The 21,343-nt window shown below is 64.6% G+C and carries 19 protein-coding genes and 2 pseudogenes; 6 read left to right on the plus strand and 15 right to left on the minus strand.

Going from position 1 to position 21,343, the window contains the following annotated elements; all coding sequences use genetic code 11:
- The first annotated feature begins 185 nt into the window (after positions 1–185).
- The 4 genes and pseudogenes from ACIBG0_RS05235 (at position 186) to ACIBG0_RS05250 (ending at position 3,854) form a co-directional block, all read left to right on the plus strand.
- The gene (locus ACIBG0_RS05235) at positions 186–968 is read left to right on the plus strand and encodes an SDR family oxidoreductase (RefSeq protein ID WP_397030211.1); all 783 of its coding nucleotides are present in this window, start codon (positions 186–188) and stop codon (positions 966–968) included.
- A 13-nt stretch (positions 969–981) separates the two neighbouring features.
- On the plus strand, positions 982–2,703 hold the full coding sequence (locus ACIBG0_RS05240) for an acyl-CoA dehydrogenase (protein WP_397029406.1): 1,722 nt from the start codon (positions 982–984) through the stop codon (positions 2,701–2,703).
- 4 nt (positions 2,704–2,707) lie between these two features.
- Positions 2,708–2,968, plus strand: a pseudogene (locus tag ACIBG0_RS05245) (acetyl-CoA C-acyltransferase); the annotation flags it as partial.
- A gap of 55 nt (positions 2,969–3,023) precedes the next feature.
- On the plus strand, positions 3,024–3,854 hold the full coding sequence (locus ACIBG0_RS05250; RefSeq protein ID WP_397029408.1) for an MBL fold metallo-hydrolase: 831 nt from the start codon (positions 3,024–3,026) through the stop codon (positions 3,852–3,854).
- Between the two features lie 123 nt (positions 3,855–3,977).
- Here the strand turns inward: ACIBG0_RS05250 and ACIBG0_RS05255 are convergent.
- The 3 genes and pseudogenes from ACIBG0_RS05255 to ACIBG0_RS05265 all read right to left on the minus strand — a co-directional run.
- Positions 3,978–4,085 (minus strand): annotated as a pseudogene (locus tag ACIBG0_RS05255) (3-oxoacyl-ACP reductase); the annotation flags it as partial.
- Between the two features lie 194 nt (positions 4,086–4,279).
- Positions 4,280–5,407, minus strand: a complete 1,128-nt coding sequence (locus tag ACIBG0_RS05260) for a crotonase/enoyl-CoA hydratase family protein (protein WP_397029410.1) — start codon at positions 5,405–5,407, stop codon at positions 4,280–4,282.
- Positions 5,408–5,779: 372 nt separating this feature from the next.
- A complete protein-coding gene (locus ACIBG0_RS05265; protein ID WP_397029411.1) occupies positions 5,780–6,148 on the minus strand; it encodes a DUF1330 domain-containing protein in 369 nt (122 codons plus the stop codon).
- 774 nt (positions 6,149–6,922) lie between these two features.
- Here ACIBG0_RS05265 and ACIBG0_RS05270 point away from each other — a divergent pair.
- Complete coding sequence (locus ACIBG0_RS05270; RefSeq protein WP_397029413.1) at positions 6,923–7,891, plus strand: zinc-dependent alcohol dehydrogenase family protein; 969 nt, start codon at positions 6,923–6,925, stop codon at positions 7,889–7,891.
- 66 nt (positions 7,892–7,957) lie between these two features.
- Here the strand turns inward: ACIBG0_RS05270 and ACIBG0_RS05275 are convergent, their stop codons facing one another.
- The 9 genes from ACIBG0_RS05275 to ACIBG0_RS05315 all read right to left on the minus strand — a co-directional run bounded on the left by ACIBG0_RS05275 (position 7,958) and on the right by ACIBG0_RS05315 (position 17,001).
- On the minus strand, positions 7,958–8,770 hold the full coding sequence (locus ACIBG0_RS05275) for an oxidoreductase (RefSeq protein ID WP_397029414.1): 813 nt from the start codon (positions 8,768–8,770) through the stop codon (positions 7,958–7,960).
- 281 nt (positions 8,771–9,051) lie between these two features.
- Complete coding sequence (locus tag ACIBG0_RS05280) at positions 9,052–9,459, minus strand: SCP2 sterol-binding domain-containing protein (RefSeq protein WP_397029416.1); 408 nt, start codon at positions 9,457–9,459, stop codon at positions 9,052–9,054.
- A gap of 308 nt (positions 9,460–9,767) precedes the next feature.
- Positions 9,768–9,977: a hypothetical protein gene (locus ACIBG0_RS05285; protein WP_397029418.1), complete on the minus strand. Its 210-nt coding sequence runs from the start codon at positions 9,975–9,977 to the stop codon at positions 9,768–9,770.
- A complete protein-coding gene (locus ACIBG0_RS05290; protein ID WP_397029420.1) occupies positions 9,977–10,624 on the minus strand; it encodes a GNAT family N-acetyltransferase in 648 nt (215 codons plus the stop codon). Before ACIBG0_RS05290 ends, ACIBG0_RS05285 begins: the two co-directional genes overlap by 1 nt.
- A gap of 30 nt (positions 10,625–10,654) precedes the next feature.
- Positions 10,655–13,054, minus strand: a complete 2,400-nt coding sequence (locus ACIBG0_RS05295) for an LIM domain-containing protein (protein ID WP_397029422.1) — start codon at positions 13,052–13,054, stop codon at positions 10,655–10,657.
- A gap of 3 nt (positions 13,055–13,057) precedes the next feature.
- Complete coding sequence (locus ACIBG0_RS05300; RefSeq protein ID WP_397029424.1) at positions 13,058–13,393, minus strand: helix-turn-helix domain-containing protein; 336 nt, start codon at positions 13,391–13,393, stop codon at positions 13,058–13,060.
- Positions 13,394–14,437, minus strand: a complete 1,044-nt coding sequence (locus ACIBG0_RS05305) for a tyrosine-type recombinase/integrase (RefSeq protein WP_397030213.1) — start codon at positions 14,435–14,437, stop codon at positions 13,394–13,396.
- A gap of 1,126 nt (positions 14,438–15,563) precedes the next feature.
- Positions 15,564–15,725 carry an SDR family NAD(P)-dependent oxidoreductase gene (locus ACIBG0_RS05310; protein WP_397029426.1) on the minus strand — a complete coding sequence of 54 codons (162 nt, stop codon included), beginning with the start codon at positions 15,723–15,725 and terminating at the stop codon, positions 15,564–15,566.
- Between the two features lie 31 nt (positions 15,726–15,756).
- A complete protein-coding gene (locus ACIBG0_RS05315; RefSeq protein ID WP_397029428.1) occupies positions 15,757–17,001 on the minus strand; it encodes an NADH:flavin oxidoreductase/NADH oxidase family protein in 1,245 nt (414 codons plus the stop codon).
- Positions 17,002–17,223: 222 nt separating this feature from the next.
- Between ACIBG0_RS05315 and ACIBG0_RS05320 the strand changes: the two genes are divergently transcribed.
- Positions 17,224–17,808: a TetR/AcrR family transcriptional regulator gene (locus tag ACIBG0_RS05320; protein ID WP_397029429.1), complete on the plus strand. Its 585-nt coding sequence runs from the start codon at positions 17,224–17,226 to the stop codon at positions 17,806–17,808.
- A 52-nt stretch (positions 17,809–17,860) separates the two neighbouring features.
- Here the strand turns inward: ACIBG0_RS05320 and ACIBG0_RS05325 are convergent, their stop codons facing one another.
- From ACIBG0_RS05325 to ACIBG0_RS05335, 3 genes are read right to left on the minus strand one after another with little or no spacing between them, the layout of a single operon-like run.
- Positions 17,861–19,378, minus strand: a complete 1,518-nt coding sequence (locus tag ACIBG0_RS05325) for a class I adenylate-forming enzyme family protein (protein WP_397029431.1) — start codon at positions 19,376–19,378, stop codon at positions 17,861–17,863.
- An 11-nt stretch (positions 19,379–19,389) separates the two neighbouring features.
- Entirely contained in the window at positions 19,390–20,337 is a 948-nt protein-coding gene (locus ACIBG0_RS05330) for an alpha/beta hydrolase (RefSeq protein ID WP_397029432.1), read from the minus strand.
- Between the two features lie 8 nt (positions 20,338–20,345).
- Positions 20,346–21,311 carry an enoyl-CoA hydratase/isomerase family protein gene (locus ACIBG0_RS05335; RefSeq protein WP_397029434.1) on the minus strand — a complete coding sequence of 322 codons (966 nt, stop codon included), beginning with the start codon at positions 21,309–21,311 and terminating at the stop codon, positions 20,346–20,348.
- Between the last annotated feature and the right edge of the window lie 32 nt (positions 21,312–21,343).

Consider the following 21,343-nt stretch of genomic DNA (forward strand, 5'->3'; position numbering starts at 1 on the left):
CGCGCTCAGCTGTCCGAACACCGTGTCGTGGGGGACAGGCCGGCGACAACGATCATCGACCTCGGGTAGACATTGTGCAACAAGTTGCATTAAGGTCGGCGTCGGACTTGACTACGATAGCGATCGCTCTCTACCGTTCGACGAACGGGTCGCCGCCGACGGCCCTGTACTCCGGAAAGGACACCATGTTCCCCGAACTGTTCTCCGTGTCAGGCAAGGCGGTCCTGGTCACCGGCGGTACCCGAGGCATCGGCTACATGATCGCCGAGGGATACCTGAGGGCAGGCGCCCGGGTGTACATCACCTCGCGGAAAGAGGCCGCCTGTGCCGAGGCGGCGACCGCCCTATCGGAGTTCGGTGCGGTGCACGCCATCCCGTGCGACGTCACCAGCGACGAGCAGTGCCAGGCGTTGATCGACGCGATCGCGGCTCGCGAACCGAAGCTGCACGTGCTGGTCAACAATGCCGGTGCCACCTGGGGTGCGCCGCTCGACGAGTTTCCCGACGCCGCGTGGGACAGGGTGCTGGGCGCCAATGTCAAAGCGCCGTTCACGATGACCCGCGTGGCGCGCCCGCTACTGGAGAAGGCGTCCACCGAACAGGACCCGGCCCGAGTGATCAATATCGGCTCCATCGACGGGCTGACAGTGCCGGGCGTACCCAACTTCTCCTACTCGGCGTCCAAAGCCGCCATCCACCACCTCACGCGCCATCTGGCCGCGGAACTGGCGCCCACCATTCTGGTCAATGCCATCGCGCCCGGCCCGTTCCCGTCGAAGATGACAGCAGCGCTGCTGTCGGAGGTCGGCGATCAGCTGACCGCCGCCTCCCCGGTCCGTCGAATCGGCGAACCCGCCGATATCGCGGCGACGGCGGTGTTCCTCAGCTCTCGCGCCTCGAATTTCATTGCCGGAGCGGTCATCCCGCTCGACGGCGGTCTCACCACAACCATCGGTCTCAAGTTCTAGAAGGGCCACGCCCGTGTACAAAGCCCCCATCGCCCACTACGACTTCCTCTATAGCGAAGTCTTCGGCTCCGACATTATCGAGGCCGTGACCGACGGTGAACTCAAAGCGCGTGAGGCTCACGAAGTCCTCACCGCCGCAGCGGAATTCGCGGTCGACAAGCTGCATCCGCTCAATACCGTCGGCGATCGTGTCGGCAGTGTGCTGTCCGAGGGTGTCGTGCGAACCCCGGTCGGCTACCAGGATGCCTACCAGGCCGTCGCCAGGGCCGGGTGGGTGGGGTTCGGCCTCGAGTCCGAGATCGGGGGTGAGGGCGCGCCTTTCCTGCTCCGTCAAGCGGTCTCGGAGCTGTGGTTCGCCGCTAATCCCGCGTTCTCGTTGTGCTGGCTGTTGTCGACCGGTGCGGCAGCGGCTTTGAACTCGGCCGCGAGTCCCGAGTTGAAGGACGTGTATCTGTCGAAGATCGCGTCCGGCGAGTGGACGGGCACGATGAACCTGACCGAATCCGATGCCGGCACCGACCTGTCCGCGATTCGGACCATTGCCCGCCCCAACGGGGACGGCACGTGGGCGGTCACCGGGCAGAAGATCTTCATCACCTGGGGTGATCACGATCTGACGGACAACATCGTGCATCTGGTGCTCGCGCGCACCCCGGACGCGCCCGCGGGGTTGGGTGGGCTGTCGCTGTTCGTGGTGCCGAAGTTCCTGGTCGACAGCGAAGGCGGTATCGGTGAGCGCAATCGCGTCACCACCGTCGCCCTGGAGCACAAACTCGGCCTGCATGTCAGTCCGACCTGCGTGCTGGAGTACGCGGACGCGACCGGCTATCTCGTCGGGGACCTGCACCGTGGCCTCGCGGGGATGTTCGTCATGATGAACAACGCGCGCATCGGTGTCGGGCTGCAGGGCCTCGGTCTGGCCGACCTCGCGTACCAGGAGGCCCGCGACTACGCCCAGCAGCGGGTGCAGGGCAGCGTGGTCGGACGCCCGGCAGGCACCCCCATCGCCGAGCACCCCGACGTTGCCCGCCTGCTGCTGTCGATGTCGAGTTCGATCTCGGCGATGCGCGGCTTCTCGATGCAGGTGGCCGAGTGGCTCGACCGTTCGCAGCGCTCCGACTCGCCCGAGGCCGGTCAGCTGGCCGAATTCGGGGTTCCTATCCTCAAGGGCTGGTTCACCGAGGAGGCGGTGCGCATCGCCTCCGATGGCGTTCAGGTCTACGGAGGCATGGGCTTCATCGAGGAAGCCGGCGCGGCACAGCACTATCGCGATGCGCGAATCATGCCGATCTACGAAGGAACCACCGCGATTCAGGCCAACGATCTGATCGGCCGCAAGCTGATTCGCGCCGATGGTGCGGCGGCGTGGCGGTTCTTCGAACTGATCGACTCCAGCCTTGTTCCGCTTCGATCCGGCGGCCACCCGGTGGCGACGCGCACCGCCGAACGGCTCGAACGCGCCCTGCGTACGGCACGTGACACCACGCAGGCACTGCTGTCCCAGGCCGCGGCGAACCCGCGCGACGCGTATGCCGGATCGGTGAGTTACCTGACACTGCTCAGCCTGCTCGCCGGGGCGTGGATGCACGGCCGCATGGTCACCGCCGTGCTCTCCCACCCTGAACTGTCCACCGCCGACCGGCAGCGCCTGACCGAGGCCGACTTTTACGGCGCTCATCACCTCAGCCGTGTCCATGCCCTGGCCGAGGCCATCCGTGCAGGCGAAATCGTCTGAACCGTCCGACATCGATCTGTTCGAAGTCAACGAGGCCTTCGCGGTGCAGGTTCTCGGCTCCGCCCGCGAGATCGGCATCGACGAAGACAAGCTCAACGTCTCCGGCGGCGCGATCGCCCTGGGCCACCCACTCGGCATGACCGGCGCCCGCATCACCACAACCCTGCTCAACAACCTCCAGACCTACGACAAGCAATTCGGCGTGGAAACCAAGTGCGTCGGCGGCGGTCAAGGCATGGCCATGGTCCTGGAACGACTGTCCTGAGCAGACTTCGTCCGCACATTTCTCGAAGCAAAGAACACAGAAAGCACGAATCCGCATGAACGATCTCGCAATCAACGTCTACACCTGCCAAGCATTCGACTTGCCGGGCGGTGGACAGTTCTCGCCCACCACCTCGACCCTGATCACTGGACCGACCGAAGCGATACTCGTCGACACGCAGTTCCTCGCCGCCGATGTCGACGAGGTGATCGATCTGATCGAGGATTCCGGCAAGCAGCTGACCACGATCTTCATCACCCACGGACACTTCGATCACTACTTCGGTCTGGAGCGGCTGCTGAACTGGTTCCCGCAAGCCCGCGCGGTGGCGGTACCGGCCGTGGCCAAGGCCATCGCGGCCAACCTCGACAGTGATCGCGCCTATGTCCGGGATTTCCTCGGCGGGCTGGCTCTCGACAACGCCGTGGCACCCGAGCCGTTCGACAACCTCGTCCTCACCATCGATGGCGTGGAAGTGGTGGCCATCGAGATCGAGCAGGCCGATACCGCCCCCACCGCCATCCTCCATATCCCAACCCTGCAAGCGGTGATCGCTGGAGACGTGGTCTACAACGGTGTCAACCCCATGCTGGCGATGACAAATCGGAACGACTGGCCGAACTGGATCGCCGGCGTCGACTACCTCGCCTCGCTGAACCCCACAACGGTGGTCGCCGGACACAAGCGCCCCGAACTCGGCGACCCGGCCGATTGCATCGACGAAACGCGTGACTACCTGGAGGAATTCGTGGCCAACGTCGATGGTCTTGCGAACGCGCGCGAACTGATCGCCCACATGCAGTCTCTTTTCCCGGACCACGCCAACTCCTCGACGCTGGTGGTGTCGGCGGTTACCGCGTTCAAACGGAAGAAGCAGAAGGACTGAAACCGCGAGTTCGGCGATAAAGGACATGCCGCGCATCCGCCTGGGTGAGCTCGAACCAGCGGCTGTCGCCGAGGTCGGTGCAGACCGCTGCGCGGATATCGTCGAGCGAGTCAAATGTCGTGGTCACATCGAGATTCGGCCGTCGACAGGCAGCACGACGCCTGTGATGTACGCGGCTTCCTCCGATGCGCGCAAGGCGACGGCCGCAGCCATTTCATTGGGTGGTGCGAACAACGTGCCGATCGCTTTGCCGAGCGCCGGTCACGACCATGGTGCGGCCGGTTTAGTCGAAGCTCACATTCGTCACGTCGGGTTTCCGGTCTTACCGGCCACGGGCAACAGGTCGGGACTCATGTCAGTTTCGTTACGCCTTGGGGGAACTGGTCGGGGTGCCGGAGTGGGGTCGTTCCCGCTGCTCGCCGTCACTACTTGCCCTGGAAGTTGGCCTGGCGGCGCTCGATGAACGACTGAATTCCCTCTTGGAAGTCGTGGCTGTCGAAAACCGAGCCTTTGACGTCGTCGATCGCGGCGACGGCGGCGGACTCGCCATGTTCGAGGTACTTCAGGGCGGACGCCTTGGTGGCTCGCACGCCGAGCGGAGCGTTGGCGCAGATCTCGCGGGCCAGTTCGATCCCGCGCTCGATGTGCTGGCCGAAAGGCACGACTTCCTGAACGAAGCCGAGCTCGAGGGCGCGCTGGGCGTCGAATTTGTCGGCCCGGAGCAGGTGGTACATCGCATTGCCCCATCCGGTCCGGGTCAGATAACGGAAATGGGCGCCACCGAGGGGTGCGAGGCCGCGGGCAACCTCGAGCTGCTGGAACTGCGCGGTGTCGGCGGCGACCACGATGTCGGCGGCCAGCATCATCTCGATGCCGACGGTGAAGGTGATGCCCTGAACCACGGCCACGATCGGCTTGGTTGCGCGCCGCCCCAGAGCGAACGGATCGACAAGAGCCGGGTCGATGTCCGCGTCTGCGCCGGGACCGAAGAACTTCGGCATATCCAAGCCTGCGGTGGTGTGCTTCCCGGCGGAGCGGAACACCGCGACCCACAGCGACTCGTCCTCCTCGAACGTGGTCAGGTGCTGGGCGAGCTGACGCATCATGGCCGGTGTGTAGGAGTTCATTTTGGACTCGTTCTCGACCGTGATGATGGCGATGTTGCCGTCGGTCTCGAGCGTGACCTCGCCGGGCTCGCGGTCGTGACTCATGAAGGCTCCTTGTCCATGGTGAGTTCGCGTCAGCGACGTGGGACGCGCGTCTAGACTAAATCGTCTAGACGTTATGGTCAACAGGCCGCGCCCTTCGACGGCGTGCTTGGAGGCGGCGTATACGGCCAGGTACGGCTGCGGAATGAGCCCGAGGATGGAGGAGAGGTTGATGATGCGCGCGCTGCCCTGCGCCCGCATATGCGGCAAAGCCGCATTCGTCATTCGGATGACGCCGAAGACGTTGATATCGAAGACATGCTGCGTTTGCGCGATCGAGGTTTCCTCGGCCGCACCCGCCGAACCGATCCGGGCCACGTCGAATAACCGAAGTCGCAACGACATACACAGAAGTCTTGACAAGCTCCTCGGGTGGTCATCGGCGAGGCGTTTTTATCATGGAAGTCTGTGAAACCACGCGCCCGACACATTCTTCGGAAGCTTCGGGCCGCCGACCGCGCTGAGGCCATTGTCCGATACGTGCGAGTCCGCGCGCACCACTGAGGCAGGAAACGATCTACCGCGCGTTGTACTTTGGGGCCAGTGGAGAGCTCGAATACAATGTGGCCCAACCGCTTCGGTCCCCACTCGAACGACGCGAACCACGCCGCGCAGGGGGCAAGGGCCGCTAACGCAAAACGCTCGGCTAGGAAACCTAGCCGAGCGCTTACGTGATTTACCGATGACTACCTAACCCGCCCGCGCCACTGAGGAGACTCAAGGCTTGAGTACCGCCAGTACATCGTCCAGCGAAAGGTCAGGGTCGCTCATATCGGGACCATCGAATGTCTGCCAGATATAGGACGCCGTCGAGTTCTCCCGCAGCGGATGGTAGTCGGCCAAGTCCGGATCGTCTCGGAAGCTGTTGAACGCCTCTTCGGACTCCCATTCAACGAGAAATAGAACCTGCCGTGGCGCGAGGTCACCGGCCACGTTGTCTCGGAAACGACCGAGTGCCACCATTCGACCACCATATGGCGGAGCCGCTTCGGGCAAACGGCTGAAATACGCAAGGTACTTCTCCTCGTCGGCCACGTCGAACAGATTCAGCGCGTAAAACTTTCCCCCGCGTGAGTTCTCGCTCATTTCCTTACCTCTCTCGTTGTATGTCACTGAGGCCGAACATGATCGGAGCCTTCGAATGGTGATGCCGCCGGTCACGTTGGCCCGAAAACGGCCGAGTGCGATCGGCCTGCATGTTTCGGAATGTCCACGGCCCCGAGGCGAAAGTAGCCCACGTAATTCTCGCTATCGTCTAAGTCGAAAAGGTTTAGTGCTTAAACCTTTTCGACGTGCAACGTGTAGCAGTTCAATGGACTTGTCCTCGACCGTGATGATGGCGATGTTGCCGTCGGTGGAACGTGACCTCGCCGGGCTCGCGGTCGTGACTATGAAGGCTCCTTGTCCGTAGTGAGTGCGCGACAGTGACGTCGATGCGTGATTAGACTAAATCGTCTAGACGATATGGTCAACAGCCGTGCGGGTCCCGGATTGTCGGGCCGGTGGCCGGCCGCGATCAAGGGGGACGGAGCCTGGCGATGTCACACCCGTACCGGGATGCGGCGCGATCGTCCTAGGAGTCGCCGTCGCGTATTCGTAGGTTGGTGTTTATTCGAAACTGCGCCACCTGCGGCGGACCACTCCCAGGGGATCGGAAGATCGGTCAACATGATGCCTTCGACCGAGGCGTGGGAGTGGGAGTGGGCCCGCACAACGTCGGCGGAGCAGGCGCCCACTTGGAACGCGACTGGCGAGAGCATCCCAAGTGTGCCCCGGGACCTCTTTATCTCCAGGCGCCCCATGTGAGGAGCGCTTTCTCATTCGATCATTGACCGGAGGTCACAAATGAAGACGTTGCACATGCGCGCATTCGGGAAGCCGACCACGGCTCCGGAGCTGATCGAGTCGGCGGCCCCCGAACCCGGACCCGGACAGGTGCTCGTGGCGTTGGAGGCAGCTCCCATCAACCCGTCGGACCTGCTCCTCATCCGGGGTCTCTATGGCCATCGCCCGACCCTGCCCGCCGCTCTGGGCACCGAAGGCGTCGGCCGAATCGTCGCCGTCGGCCCTGCTGTCGATCCCGTCCGCATCGGCGAGCGCGTTCTGATCGTGCCCACCCTGAAGCACGGCACGTGGCAGGACCAGATCGCGATCGACCAGGACGACGCCATAGTGGTCGATCCCGCGGCCGACGTCCTGCATGTGGCGATGCTAGGCGTCAACCCCCTCACGGCCGACCTCCTGCTTCGGCGCTTCGTCGATCTCCCGCCGGGTGCGTGGATCGGTCAGACCGGCGGCAATTCGGCCGTGGGCCGCTACGTCATTACCCTGGCCAAGCTGGCCGGCTACCGCACCCTCAATGTGGTGCGCCGGCCAGAGGTCGCGGCGGAGCTCCTGGAATTGGGCGCCGACGCCGTGATCGTCAGTGGACCGGATCTCGGTGAGCAATCGAAGAAGGCGCTCGGCGACGAGCGGATCTCGCTGTTGCTCGACGCGACCGCCGGGGAAGTAGTCGCGGATCTCGCTCCTTGGCTCGTCCACGGCGGCACCCTCGTCAGCTACGGGGGAATGAGCGGCGCCCCGGTCGTCATCCGGCCTGGCGACCTCATTTTCCGCGATCTCCACGTCCGGGGCTTCTGGCAGAAGGGCTGGCTCGACACGGCTCCCCGCGCGGAATTCGCCGCTGCCTATGCCCGGCTCGCCGCCCTAGCCGCCGAAGGCGCCCTGCGGGTCCCCATTGCGGCCGCCTACCCGCTCGAGAAGTACCGGGATGCCCTGGTCCACGCCACCCAGGCCGACCGCGTCGGGAAGGTGCTCTTCGCCTGGTGACGATGATGCCGCTCCGGTCGCGGGCGAGGTGGGGCCGGATGGCCCCCACCTCCTCTGCGGATGGCGTCAGGCGGGCAGTCGGTTCAGCTTGCGGAGCTGCTTGTCGAAAATCCCAGCAGGGGCCAGTCGGCGCAGGGTGCTCACACGGCCGCTTTGACCCACGGTGTAGCGCAGTTTCGGTTTGGTGTCGGTAGCTGCCGCCACGATCGCCTTGGCGACGAGGGCGGGGTCGTCACCGGTCTTGAACGACTCGGCCATGTATTCATCGAACACCCGCCGCTGCCGGGCGTAGGCGGGTACGGGTCGGTCGGGGAGCACGCTGTTGGCCTCGAATGCGGTACTGGTCCAAGCGGGTTCGACGAGCAGAACCCGCACGCCGTATTCGCGGACCTCGTGGTCGAGCGATTCGGAATAGCCCTCGACGGCGTGCTTGGAGGCGGCGTATACGGCCATGTACGGCTGCGGAATGAGCCCGAGGATGGAGGAGAGGTTGATGATGCGCCCGCTGCCGTGCGCCCGCATATGCGGCAAAGCCGCGTTCGTCATTCGGATGACGCCGAAGACGTTGATATCGAAGACATGCTGCGCTTGTGCGATCGAGGTTTCCTCGGCCGCACCCGCCGAACCGATACCGGCGTTGTTGACCAGCACATCGAGCCGCCCCGACTGCGCGATCACCTCCGCGACAGCGGCAGCCGCCGAGGCGTCATCGGTGACGTCGAGATCGAGGAACGTCACCCCTTCGATCGGGGCGAGATGCGCGGTGACGCGGCCGGTTCCGATCACTCGGAACCCCTTCTGCGCCAGCGCGATTGCAGCGGACTTACCGATGCCGGAGGAAGCGCCCGTTACCAAGGCTACGGGCTGTGTTGTTGTCATCATGGGCTCCTGAAATCGAGGGATCGGCGAATAGCCGGTCGGTGCAGCGATCCGGTTGCCCGGATCGCCTACCGTCGAGCCGATTGGGAATACAGCGCGGCGGGGGCAGCGGCGAGACCCGCTTTGACCTGTCGTGTCAGGTCGTCCGCGAGGACTTCGAGCGCATCTGTAAACAGATCTACTTCCCTATTTCGACCTATCGATTACCGCTGTCCGCGCAGCCCTGACTCGTCGAGACCCAGTCGTCTTTCACGATGTTGCATTCCATCGTTCGGGCGGCATCATTTAACGAGCAGGTCCGTCCGTCCATCGTTCTTCAGCAGTTCGATGTACGTCGGGAACAGCTTCGTTTGCGCCGCAACGGCTCTGGCCATAATTGCCATTTTCCCTTCCATGCCGATGTGGCCCTTCATCACAGCCATCGTCAGATTGAGGTCGCCCTGCCAGAAGCGGTTCGCAAATTCGCCGGTCATCCGTAAGATGGCATCTGCCTCGTCGTCCGCTGCGCCGGGAACGGCGCTCAGGTTCGGTATGTCGATGATCATGCAGCCGTCGGGTTCGGTGGTGAGCACCTTGAAGACACCCGGCGTGTTCGAGAGCTTCTCGAAGAGGATCGGGTCGCTCTTAGCCTCTTCGAATGCCTTGCCGATGTACTTGTACAGGTCCTCGGCGGTCGGTGTTGCGGGCATTTGTTGGTTGTTCCTCTCGTGACGGCCGTGGCGCGACCGGGGCGGCAACAAAGTTGCCCCTCCTTTGAAGCGGCCACTGTGACGAACCAGGTTCGTGGTCTGTATCGCAACTCAGGTTACGAACGGAACGCGGTGCTAAATAGGACCAGGACGACCGGTGCCGGTACTCCCACGCCCTCCATCCAGCTGGTTTGGCGACAACTGCCCCGGAAACGACCTCCTGGGTAATCGCACTCCATCTCTACAAACTGGCGTGTGAATAACCTCCGTGATTGACTGTGGCAGCCGGCATTCGAAACTCAGGCCCGTCAACTCTGTTGTTCGGCTTCTTCCACGATCCAGGCTGCTATCTGGGCGCGAGTTCGACCCGGTGCAGCAGGAAGTGCTTTTTCGAACTCGGTCCATTCCTCGGGTGTGACGTGGCGGTATTCGTCGCTGTCGCGCAGGGCGCGGCGGTGTGTGATGAATTGCTGGTGATGCCTGATGACGTCCTCAGCGAAGACGGCCTCTGGCGACATCAGATATTGGAACTGTCGGAATGCGTCTGTTCAGATGCGGATCCACTGACGGCAGTGGAGTCGTTCGGATCGGTCGGGAGGATTCGGGCGAACATAATCATGTCGCGGTTGGTGTGACCGATGCGGTGGTAGTGGCGCAGGATCCCTTCCCGGGTGAAGCCGCATGTGTTGCAGACGGTTTGGGAGGCTGTGTTGTCGGGCTCGATGAGTGCTTGCAGTCGGATGAGTCCGAGTTCAGTACCGATTTCGATGAGCAGGGTGACGGCGGCTTTGGCGTAGCCGAGGCCGCGGTGACGGTCGAGGATCCAGTAGCCGATGTTGCCGCGGCGGTGTGTCCAGTCGATGGTGTTGATGGTGGCCAAGCCGACGACCTCGTCGGTGGTTGTGGCGACGATCGCGAGTGGGCATCCCTTTCGTGTTGCCGCTTGGTCAGTTTGGCGTTGCAGCCAGGCTGCGCCCTGGTCGGGTGTGTAGTGGGCGGGGATGGTCGTGATCAGGGGTATGTATGGATCGACGCTGGCTTCGGCGATGACAGGCAGGTCGTCGGCTGTCCATGGGCGCAGCAGAACGAGTTCGTTGTGTCTGGGCGGCAAGCTCCGCAGGTCTCGCGGTGGGGCGGGATCGGGTCGAGTGTGGAATGTGTTCATTCACAACGCTTTCCGTCGATGTGGTCGGTTTCATTTCCCCCGGCGACTGATCTGGGCGGCGTAGCTCATCCAGTCGCCGCTGCTGACCTGTTGCCAGTTGGCGGCGACGCTGATGTGGATGCCGAGCATTCGGGCCAGGATCGCGGCGGGTAGTTCGGTGGCGAGTTGGAACAGTGCGGTGTTGCGGGCTTCGCTGGGGCGGATACCGAGGTCGTGGAGGCGTTCGATCAGTCGTTCCGCGCTGAGCGGTCGTCCGGGGCGACCTCCGGGGAAGAGCCAAGTCACGGTGTCGGGTTCTGCGATCGCTGCGTGGCCGCGTCGGGTTTCGGTGAGTTGTCGGATCAGGCCGGCCAATGGCTCTGGCAGCGTGATCGGTTCGTCACCGAGCCGAAGCTGGGTTCGGTCGTCGGCGATGTGGACGTCTTCGACGGTGAGTCGGCTGATCGTGGTCGCGTGTTGGGCATAGAGGAGCACGAGTAGGCCAGCGACGCGGTCTTCGGATCGGATGGTGTCATCGTGTAGGAGTCGACGGGCCTGAGTCCAACGGGTTTCGGTGTCGATGCAGCTGACGGGTCCGCGCCAGCGTTGGGCGGTGTAGTCGAGGCAGGTGAGTTTGTTTCTGCGAGCCCAGCGGACGAAGTTCCCTGCGTTCACGTGTTGGGTCGTTAACCAGTCATCGAGATCTGGCTGGGTGGCGCTGGCCAGTGTGAGGTCACGGTCGCCGAGCCAGTCCAGCAGTGCGCCAGCGGCTTTGATGGTCGCCTGTGCGGCGGCGGCTTGCCCTCGGGTGACGGTGCGGCCGTGCGTGCGGTGGCGGAGTCGGCGGATGACATGCCAGATCGCATAGCGGTGCAGCAGGTTTCGTTCGTCGGGGTCGACGCGATCGGCGATGACGGTGTAGACCCAGCGTTCCAGCCAGGCCATGTGCTCGTCGCGTTGTGGCAGTGTGCCGGTGGCGACGAGCACGCTGCGGAAGTGCTCGAGCGTCTTGCTGGGCGGTAGTTCATCCAGACTTGTGTGCGACAGCTTCTGGCCGTTGGCCTGCAGAGCGCGGAGGATGGCGGGGGCTGCGCTTCGGCGAAGCCAGGTTTCGACCGTGGGTAGCCGTTCGACGCGGATGAGTGCCTGGTAGAGGGGCTGCAGGTGGGGGTGGATCTGTCCGTGTTCGTCGCCGAGCAGTTCGTGGAGACGGTGGTCAAGTCGACAGCGGCCGCACACCGTGGCCAAGATTCGCCCTGGTTCGCCGCAGTTGGGGCACGATCGCCAGAATCCGGGTTCGTCGCGGGTGCAGGCAGCGCAGAGCGGTGCATCGACGGTGCCGCCACGAACGGGTCGGCGTTCACCGCAGCCGCTGCAGCGGGCCCATCGTGATTTGCAGATCCGGCACCACGGTCGTCCCGTGGCCGCGGAGATGGTGCAGGTCGCGTTCCGACCGCAGATCGAGCATTCGGCGGTGACGTCGGGAACACATGCCCCGCAGAGCGGGCCGGCGGCCGTGCGGATGCTGACCGGTCGCGGGCGCCCGCAGTCGATGCAGGTCTCGTGGTTGATCGGATCCTGGATCAAGCAGCCGGGGCAGAGAGGACGACCGTGCTCGTCGCGTGTGGCGGCTTCTCGGATCACCCCGCAGCGGGCGCACTGCTGTGCGCGGCTTCTGGCGGTGCAGGTGCGGCACAACCACTTTCCGCTGATCGGGCGGTGCAGGTGGATCGTGCGGCCGCAGCCAGGGCAGGCGGGGTGAGCGATGATCGCCGAGCCCGCGTCGCAGAGTCGATCGATCAGCCGCAGCACTGCCGGAACCGGTGCTTCAGCACCGGCGCCGAGGAACAGCTCGGGCCGCGATTCCACTGCCCAGGCCAGCGGCCATCGCTGTCCTGGCTTCGGCACGACCGCTTTCACTGCCGCCGCAACGGTGTCGACCGGCAGCGCGGGGTCGATGGAGGCGACCGTCGCAATGACGACATCGACCGGATCGCGGTCCGGTTCGGGTGGGCAGTTCTTGCAGCGCGGGCGGCCCTCACGGTCGCGGCTGTGGACATGGCGATGTTGTCCGCAACCCGCACACGGTTGCGCGTATCGGGGCGCAAAACAATTGTGGCAGTACCAGTCTTGGCCGGCGCGTTGCAGGCTGCGGCCTACGGGCTTGCCGCATTTGGCGCACACGGGTGCTGAAATCGTCACCGCGCCAGCTCGTTTCAATCTCGCCAGAAGATCAGCGACCACCCGTGGACCCGGTGAGCGGCCGTCGGCGAGCACCTGCGGCCGATCGAGCAGGGCCTGGGCCAGCCGACGCCGTTTGGCGCGGCCACCGGATACCGCCTCGACGATTCCGGTCACCACCGAGATGTCGAGACTGTTGTCATGCCTGGTCACCAACTCGATGACCACGCCTATGGGGTCGGCGATCACCTGCGGTGCGAGCGTAGGCACGGCTTACTCGCCGAGACCGGTGATCTGGGCGCGTCGGGGCCGCAACTCGCCGACACCGGCTTCCTCCCCGGTGGCAGTACGTTTGCGGCGGGCCGGGGCCGTCGCGGCGGCCACTGGTTCGACCAGTTCGTCCATGCGACATTCGAGGATGTCCAGCAGCGCCATCAGCACTTTCAGGCTCAGCCGTTCCGGGCGTTCGGTGACCAGCCGGTAGACCTGGCTCGAAGACAGGCGGATCCCGCGCTGCGCCAACGGTTCGATCAAGTCGGTGGTCGCGAACATTTCCCGGGTGGCCATGACCTGCCGCAGGTTCCAGCGGTAGTCGAGCTTGCGGGCCATTCAGGCATCCTTCCGATCAGACGCGGGCTGTCCCAGCGCGGGTGTGAGAGCGTTGCGCAGGGCAGTGTTCATGAAATCGCTCGACACGTGGGTGTAGATCGCCGTGGAGGTATCGCATCGATGCCCGACGGCCTGCTGGATGAAAAGCCGATCAACTCCGGCCTCGGTCAGATGAGTGACCCACGAATGTCGAAGGCTGTGTGGCGAAAGGGCTTTCGGCAGTTTCAGCGCATCACGGTAAGTGACGAACCGGGCGTTGATCTCGGCCGGTTTGACCCGACCGCCGCGCTCGGTCAACCACAGTGCCGAATGTTCGTCGAACCCGAACTTCGGGCGGAGGTGTTCGACATAATCGGACACCGCCTCCACCGCCCACCCCATCACCGACGCAACGTTGCGCCGTCTCGGCGGCTGCCCGCGCACCGCCTTGCCGTACCGGACATGCAACATCCCGTAGCGCCCGAACTCCGGCGCTTTCGGGTTCCGGCCCCAGTCGACGACGTCCAGCTTCGAAGTTTCGGTTCGCCGGAGCCCCCACCCATACATCACCTTGAACAGCGTCGCGTCCCGGTAGGCCGCAAGCGCGCCTTTACGTTTCGCGCGCACCGCCCGCTCGACCTGCTCGTCGGCGTAGTCGAGGAACCGCTGTAACTCCGCGCGAGTGAACGGGCGCGCCTCCGGATCACCCTCGTAGTCGTTGAGGTGCACGATGGTGTTCCACTCGTGGCAGATCGGCACCGGATGTACGCCCGCACCAAACCGCTCTTCACACGCGGCCGCCCACCCGTAGCGAACATCACACAGATACTCGCTGAACAACCTCAGATCGGTCTGGTACCCGCGGATCGTCGACGGTGCCAGGTGCTTCTCGCTGGTCATCCACAGCGTCCACTCCTCGACATGGCCGGGCAGCCAGTTCCACGGATATTCATTGCTGAACTCGATGAAGCTGCGCACCAACCGCTCTCGCGGTGCGACGGTACCTTCCTGCAACCCCCGTGCGGACTGCTGAGCGCGCCAGCCCCGCAGCATCGCATCAACCATCGCGTCTTGCGGATGTAGCTGGACCACACCGGAAACCAGCTCGAGGTACGCCGAACCCTCCAGATCACGCCGGGCCACCAGTCCTCCTCACCCCGAATCATGCGACCTTTCAAGGCAAGGATCATGCATCAGACGGGTGCGGTCTGTGATCGGTTCAGGTCAATCCGCCTGATTGATCCCATTCATGCGACCATTGCCCCACCCTTCTCAGCAGGCGACCTGCGAAAACTCGCCCGTCTGATGCAATTCCCGAGGGTTGGTGTAGCCGCGGGTGGTGTCGAGATCGAGGTGGCCGAGTAGGGCCGCGGCGATGTGAAGCGGCAGTTCGGATCCGACGGCCTCCTGTGGCTTGTCTCCGCAGTGGCCGGTGCGATCGGGTTCGTGTTGTGTTTGACTGGGGCGATTCTCGGTCCGTGGTTCGCGACGGTGATCGCGGGTCGTGTGGCGATAAGACCCACTCTGTTGTGATGGACATCAGCTTCCAGCTGGTCAACGTGGCCCGATGACTTTCTGCGGTGCTGGTCGCAGGCGGGTGACGTTGGTGTCCGCATCGGAAACACTTGCGGGCCACCACATCCCGGTGGTCACCGGCGCCGATGCGCGCCAGAGTGCGACCGATCGTGGCCATGTGGTGTCCGGAGTCCGCTGTATATCGGTGGGCGCAGGTCCCAGGATCGGTGGGTGATGTTGTGCGGTAGTGGTGGTGCGGGGTCGCAGCCGGCGGGGTGGTTCGAGCAAGACGCGGCCGACGAGGCTCAGCTCCCCCCGGTACGTCGAGTACGAGAACGGCGACAACAGCAGCGGCACGCCTGCGAACGGTCCGGAATCAGCAGCCGTGACGCTCAGCTTCCCCGGTACGTCGAATACTAGAACGGTGACAGAATCTGGTTCCGCCGACATCGATAGTTTTGGTGGGCGCGTCCTTATATATCGTGCTCATCGTCGCGGTCTCTCCTCACTGGTTGGCTACGGGATGAAGTTGCGCCCCGTCATGTCGGCGGTGCCGATCAGGTTGTCGAGCGGTCCTGGCAGCGTTCGGTGTCAGCTCGCCAGCTGTGGATATTGCGCCGTGATGTCCCCGGCAAGTCCTGCCTCGGCCTGCCGTGAGATGTCGTCGGCGAGTACCTCATACGCTCCGGACTCGATGCCGTCGAGGGCGAGGGTGGCGACGTCGGCGGCGCTGATAAACCTTGCGGGCGCCGCGAGCGTACAACTCCTCGACCATCGCCTTGCCGATGCCGCGGCTGCCGCCGGTGACAAGGACGACGGCGTCTTTGATCGCAGTCATCGCGGACTCCTAACTCTGTCGGGGTATCTACTTACAGGCCGCGCTTGGATCCGAAAGACGCCCGGCCGTTGCGGCGCAGCAACGCGAGAGCAGTGGCGATACGACCCCGATTCAGATCCGGCTCCAGACCGGCACCCACACGGTGCAATTGGTCTGTGTGCCAGCCGAGGTCGAGAAATCCGTCGAGCCCCTTGATATCGGTGACCTTGCTGAGGACGCCGCGCATACCGGCTTGTATCCGGTGCGCGGTGAGGGTCTGCGCGCGCCCGGCGAGGATTATGTCGGCGGCGTCGGGCGTCGTCGCGGTCGGTCGGCCGATGCCGACGACGTCGCACTCACCGGAGCGGACCGCATCGTCCATCGCGGCGCGGGACCGGAAACCGCCTGTGACCGCCAGCGGGATATCGCCGACGAGGGCGCGGACCGTGCGGGCGTACTCCAGGAAGTAGGCCTCCCGAGCCCGGGTACTGGCCGCGGCCGTGCCCATCATGGCCGGCTCCTCGTAGCTTCCACCGCTGACCTCGATCAGGTCGAGGCCCTCGCGCGCCAGTGCCGCCACGACGCCGCGGGACTCTTCCTCGGTGAAACCGCCGCGCTGGAAGTCGGCCGAGTTGAGCTTGATGCCCACCGCGAAACCGGGTGACACTCGCGCGCGGATGCGGCGGACGACCTCGAGCGCGAAGCGCATGCGTCGTTCAGGGTCACCGCCCCAGGCGTCATCGCGCTGGTTGGTCAACGGCGAAAGGAATTGTGCCACAAGATATCCGTGCGCGCCGTGCACCTGTACGCCGTCGAAGCCCGCGGTCTCGCATACGGCCGCAGCGGCGGCGAAACGTTCGATGATGTCCTCGATCTCCGTGGGCGTCAGCTCACGAGGGACGGTCGCGCCGGGCAGGTTCATGGGGATCGGGCTGGGGGCGACGGGGGTATGTCCGAGCGCGAGGGGATTCGACTGGCGTCCGGGATGGTTGAGCTGTACCCAGATCGGGACGCCCGCGTCCTTGGTCGTCTTTGCCCAGCGGGTCAGCGCGTCGAGGTCGCGCTCATCCTCGATGACGATGTTGCCCGGCTCGCCGAGTTGCGTGCGATCGACCATGACGTTGCCGGTGATGAGCAGGCCGTACCCGCCTTGGCTCCAGGTCGCGTAGAGCTGCTCCAAGCGGCCGTCGGGGGAGTTCTTCTTGTTGCCCAGCGCTTCGCTCAGCGCGGCCTTCATGATCCTGTTGGGGAGCACCTGGCCGCAGGGCAATGTCAGCGGGTCGTGCAGGGAGGTCATGAAAATCTTCCTTTCGATCAGGTCGGTCTCGAGCCGGATTCTTGTGCGGACAGAGGCGCGGCCTCGCTGATGGCCTCTGCGGTTTCGGGTCGAATGTGTGGATGAGCGCCGCTGGCCCGACTATCTCCGATCCCGACCTTACATATTGGATTACGATCATAATACAATAGAGTGGCAGCGGCTAGAGGCAAAATGGCTGTGCTGGCGTCGAAGGAGTACGGGATGCGTTACGGGAGTGAGCACAAGGAAGCGACGAGGCGTCGGATCATCGAGGCGGCCGGTCGCCGGTTCAAGCGCAGCGGCATCGATGGTTCGGGGGTCGCCACGTTGATGAAGGATGCGGGGCTCACCAACGGCGCCTTCTATGCCCACTTCGCGTCCAAGGAGGATCTGGTCGCGAACGCGGTCGCCGATCAGCTGCGTGCACAGGGGGACAGCGTTGGTGCGCAGGTGCGAGACCTTGTCGGACTGGAACAGTTCGTGCGTTGGTATCTTTCGGCGGAACATCGCGACAGCCGCGAGGACGGATGTCCCTCGGCGGCGCTACTCGACGAGATCGGGCGTTGTTCGGATGCTACGAGGCGGGCGTATACCGACGGTGTGTTGATGGTCATCGATGACATCGCCGCCCTGGTCTGGCCGGATGATCCGCAATCGGCGCGTGCGCGGGTGCTCAGTGTTTTTGCCATGATGGCCGGGACCTTGCAGCTATCTCGCGCCCTTTCCGACCGACAGCTCGCCGACGACGTGCTGGATGAGGGCATCAGGAATGTCCTCGGGCTGTTGGCCATCGCGCAAAAGCAATGACCCGCCACAGGATCTTGTGGCGGGTCATGTGGTAACCGCGTGTGCGACGGCCTCACGCCCCGGCGGCTCGAGCATGAGTGGTTCGTAGCGAGACCTTGTCGATCTTGCCGACCGCGTTCTTCGGAATGGCGTCCATCACGATGAACGAGGTCGGGCGCTTGTAGGGCGTGAGCCGCTCGGCGCACAGAGCTTTCAGCGCGGCGGAATCGATCGCCGATTCCGGCCGTGGTTGCACGTAGGCGACGACGATCTCGCCCCATTTTTCGTCGGGTACCCCGATCACAGCGGCCTCGAGGACGGACGGGTCATCGACCAGGACGTCCTCGATCTCCTTGGGGTAGATATTCTCGCCGCCGCGGATGATCATGTCCTTCGATCGCCCGACCAGTGTCAGATAGCCCGCCGCGTCGACATGGCCGACGTCACCGGTGTGCAACCAGCCATCGACGATGACGCGCGCGGTGTCGTCCGGACGGCCGAGATAGCCGCGCATGACGTTGGGCCCGCGCACGACGAGCTCACCGTCCACCCCCGGCGCGACCTCGGTGCCCGAATCGTCGACGATCCGAATCTCCTGTCCCGGGAATGGAAGTCCCACTGTCCCGGCGCGGCGTGGGCCCGTGAGCGGGTTGATCGTTGTGCCGCATGTTCCTTCGGACAGCCCGTAGCCCTCGATGAGGGGAAATCCGTATCGGGCCTCGAATCGGGTCAGTAGCTCGGCCGAGGCCGGTGCCGCGCCGCAGACGGCGAAACGCAGCGACGAGGTGTCGGGCCGGACACCGTCCGGGAGCGCGGCAAGAATGCTGTAGATCGTCGGTACCCCGCTGAAGAAGGTGGGACGCTCGGATTCGACGAGATCGAAGAAGGTTCGGGGATCGAATCGGCCTGCGATGACGACACTCGCACCGGCGAGCAGCGGCGTGAGGATACTGACCACGATCCCATTGACATGGAACAGTGGCAGGATCAACAAGCATCGGTCGGTCGGTCCCACCTCCAGTGCCTCGACGCCCATGAGCGCCATGGCATCGATGTTGGCGTGGTCGAGCATTACGCCCTTCGGAACGCCCGTGGTGCCACTGGTGTAGATGAGCAGGGCCAGCGTGGACGAGTCCACCTGTGGCTGCTGAACCCACTCCAGCGCCGTTCGATGCAGGAGACCCAGTGCCGACGTCGGTTCAGGGATATCCGCCACCTCGGTGTGCACGTCACCCACCGCGAGTGTGGTGATGCCGCCGACCGGAGTTATGTCGTCCTCCACCACCAACAGGCGGGCATCGGAGTCGTCGAGCTGTCGAACGACCTCGTTATCGGTCAGGCTCGGATTGACCGGGGTGATGGTGGCGCCGAGCCGCCAGGCCGCGAACAGCAGCAGCACGAACTCGAGGCGGTTGCGCAACTGAAGGGCCACGACATCACCGTGGCCGATCCCGAGCTCTCGAAGGTGACGAGATGCCGCTTGAACGCGGTCCAGCAACTCGGCATTGGTGAGCGACTGGGACCCGTCGGCGACGGCTCGTCCATGCGGGTCGAGCTCGGCGCGGCGGTCGGGCAGAGAAGCAAAATTCATCGCGAGCGTACCTACCTTGATGTGACGCGATCCGGTTCGGGAGTCGAAGAGGCGGGCGCCGAGGCAAACTGACGGGTCAGGAACTCGACCTGGTCACGCACCAACGCCTCGAAGGCATCGCCGAGGTAGAAGTCGAAGTGGCCCGCGTCGTAGGTCTTGATCTCCCCTCGGGGCGCCGTGCGCGCGTATCGGAGGGTCTGCGCGGGCGGCGTGACACTGTCGGTGTTGCTGACGCAGAACAGGATCGGGATGGTGATGTTCTTTGCCGAACGTCCGGGTCGGTAGGCGGCGATGGTCGGAATGACCCGCGCGGCAGCCTCGTTCACGAACGTCGTCCCCTTGGGGACCAGCGCCTGGTAGCCGGGTAGCGCGTCCGGGGCGTTCATCAGGGCTGGGGAGCCGGGGGGTGCGGCCAGGGGAATCGTCACCGGTGCGCGGCCGAGGACCATGGCCGTCAGGTCTCGGACCAGCACCGGAGCAAGTTTGAGCGATGCGACCGGGCCCAGCGCGAGCGCGGAGGCTAAACCGTCGGTGAACGGGCATTGGGCCACGGCCGCCCGCAGTTCGGGATGGCGGGAAGCGACGGTGATGGCGTGGCCGCCGCCGAACGAGCTGCCCCAGACCGCGATTCGTGCGCCGTCGACGTCCCGGCGATTCCGAACGTAGTCGATGGCGGCATCCCAGTCGTCGAGCTGCCGCCGGATCGACAGCAGCTGGCGAGGTTGGCCGCCGCTGTCACCGAAGTGCCGATAGGTGAAGGCCAGGCAGGCGATCCCGGCCTTGGCGAAACGCTCGGCGAAGGCGTCCAGGCGCATCTCGCGGGTCGCGCCGAGGCCGTGACCGAGGACGACGACAGGTGGCGCGGTGACGCCGGTCGGCAGGTAGAGCCACGCGCTACAGGTGCTGCTGCCGGAGGAGAAGTAGACGTCCTGACGAGTGAAGGGCTTTTTGGCGGCCATGGGTGGTCTCATCGTCCGTTCGTCGAGCGACGCCCGGGCACAGTGCCCAGTTCGAGCGCTTGTTTGTAGATGTCGGGGTTGTAGAGGGGGAGTTCACCGTTGGATTCAGTGCTCTGCATGTAGTCGAGCATCAGCTGCTGGCCCTCTTTCGACAGTGCGGTGCCGAGGAACTCGGTGCGTTCGACGTGCAGGCCGTCCGTCAGCGACATCGACCCGCCGAAATACACCGCTCGCTTGATGGCTTCGACCGATCCCTTTGTCCGCGAGCCGAAGTGGGCTGCGAGTTCGACCGCCCGCGCGAGGACCTGGTCCTGGGGGACCACGTCGTCGACGGCCCCGTTGGCGAGTGCTTGCGCGGGTGTGAACGGCTTACCTTCGAGGATTGCGACCAAGGACTTGTGCGTGCCGATCAGGCGAGTCAGGCGCTGGCTGCCACCGCCGCCCGGCATGATGCCGAGGAGGACCTCCGGTTGGCCGATGAAGAAGTCGCCGTCGGCCATCACCCGAAGGTCGTTCGCCCAGGCGAACTCCGCCCCGAGGCCGAGAGCCGAACCGTTGAGAGCGGCGATGAAGATGACGCCACTGCGATTCATCCGAAGGAACGTCGTGTGCAGGCGCTCGAGTTCGACCGCGGGCCCCATCGGGGTCCGGTTCACCAAGGGGCCCAGGCGGGCCCGGTCCACATTCTTCGCGGTACGCGCGAGAACGGAGGCTCCGAGTCGGTTGACCGAGGGCACCGCGGCGCCTCCCTCCTGCAGCCAGCGGACATCGGCATGGCTGACGAACCGCTGGGGATGCGCCCCGGTGAAGACGACCGCGTGCACGTTCGGGTCGCCGTCGACGCGGTCCACCAACGCTTCCAGTTGGTTGGCGATCTCGAGGCCGAACAATCCGTGCGGGCCGCCGTCAACGCGGGCGATCAGTACTGCGCCGCGGTCCTCGATATCGAGGTGGCCCTTGCTGTGTTGTCTCATCGACTCTGCCTCCGTACTGCAAGTGGATTGGG

This window comes from Nocardia sp. NPDC050630, from assembly GCF_044457245.1.
Taxonomy (GTDB): Bacteria; Actinomycetota; Actinomycetes; order Mycobacteriales; family Mycobacteriaceae; genus Nocardia.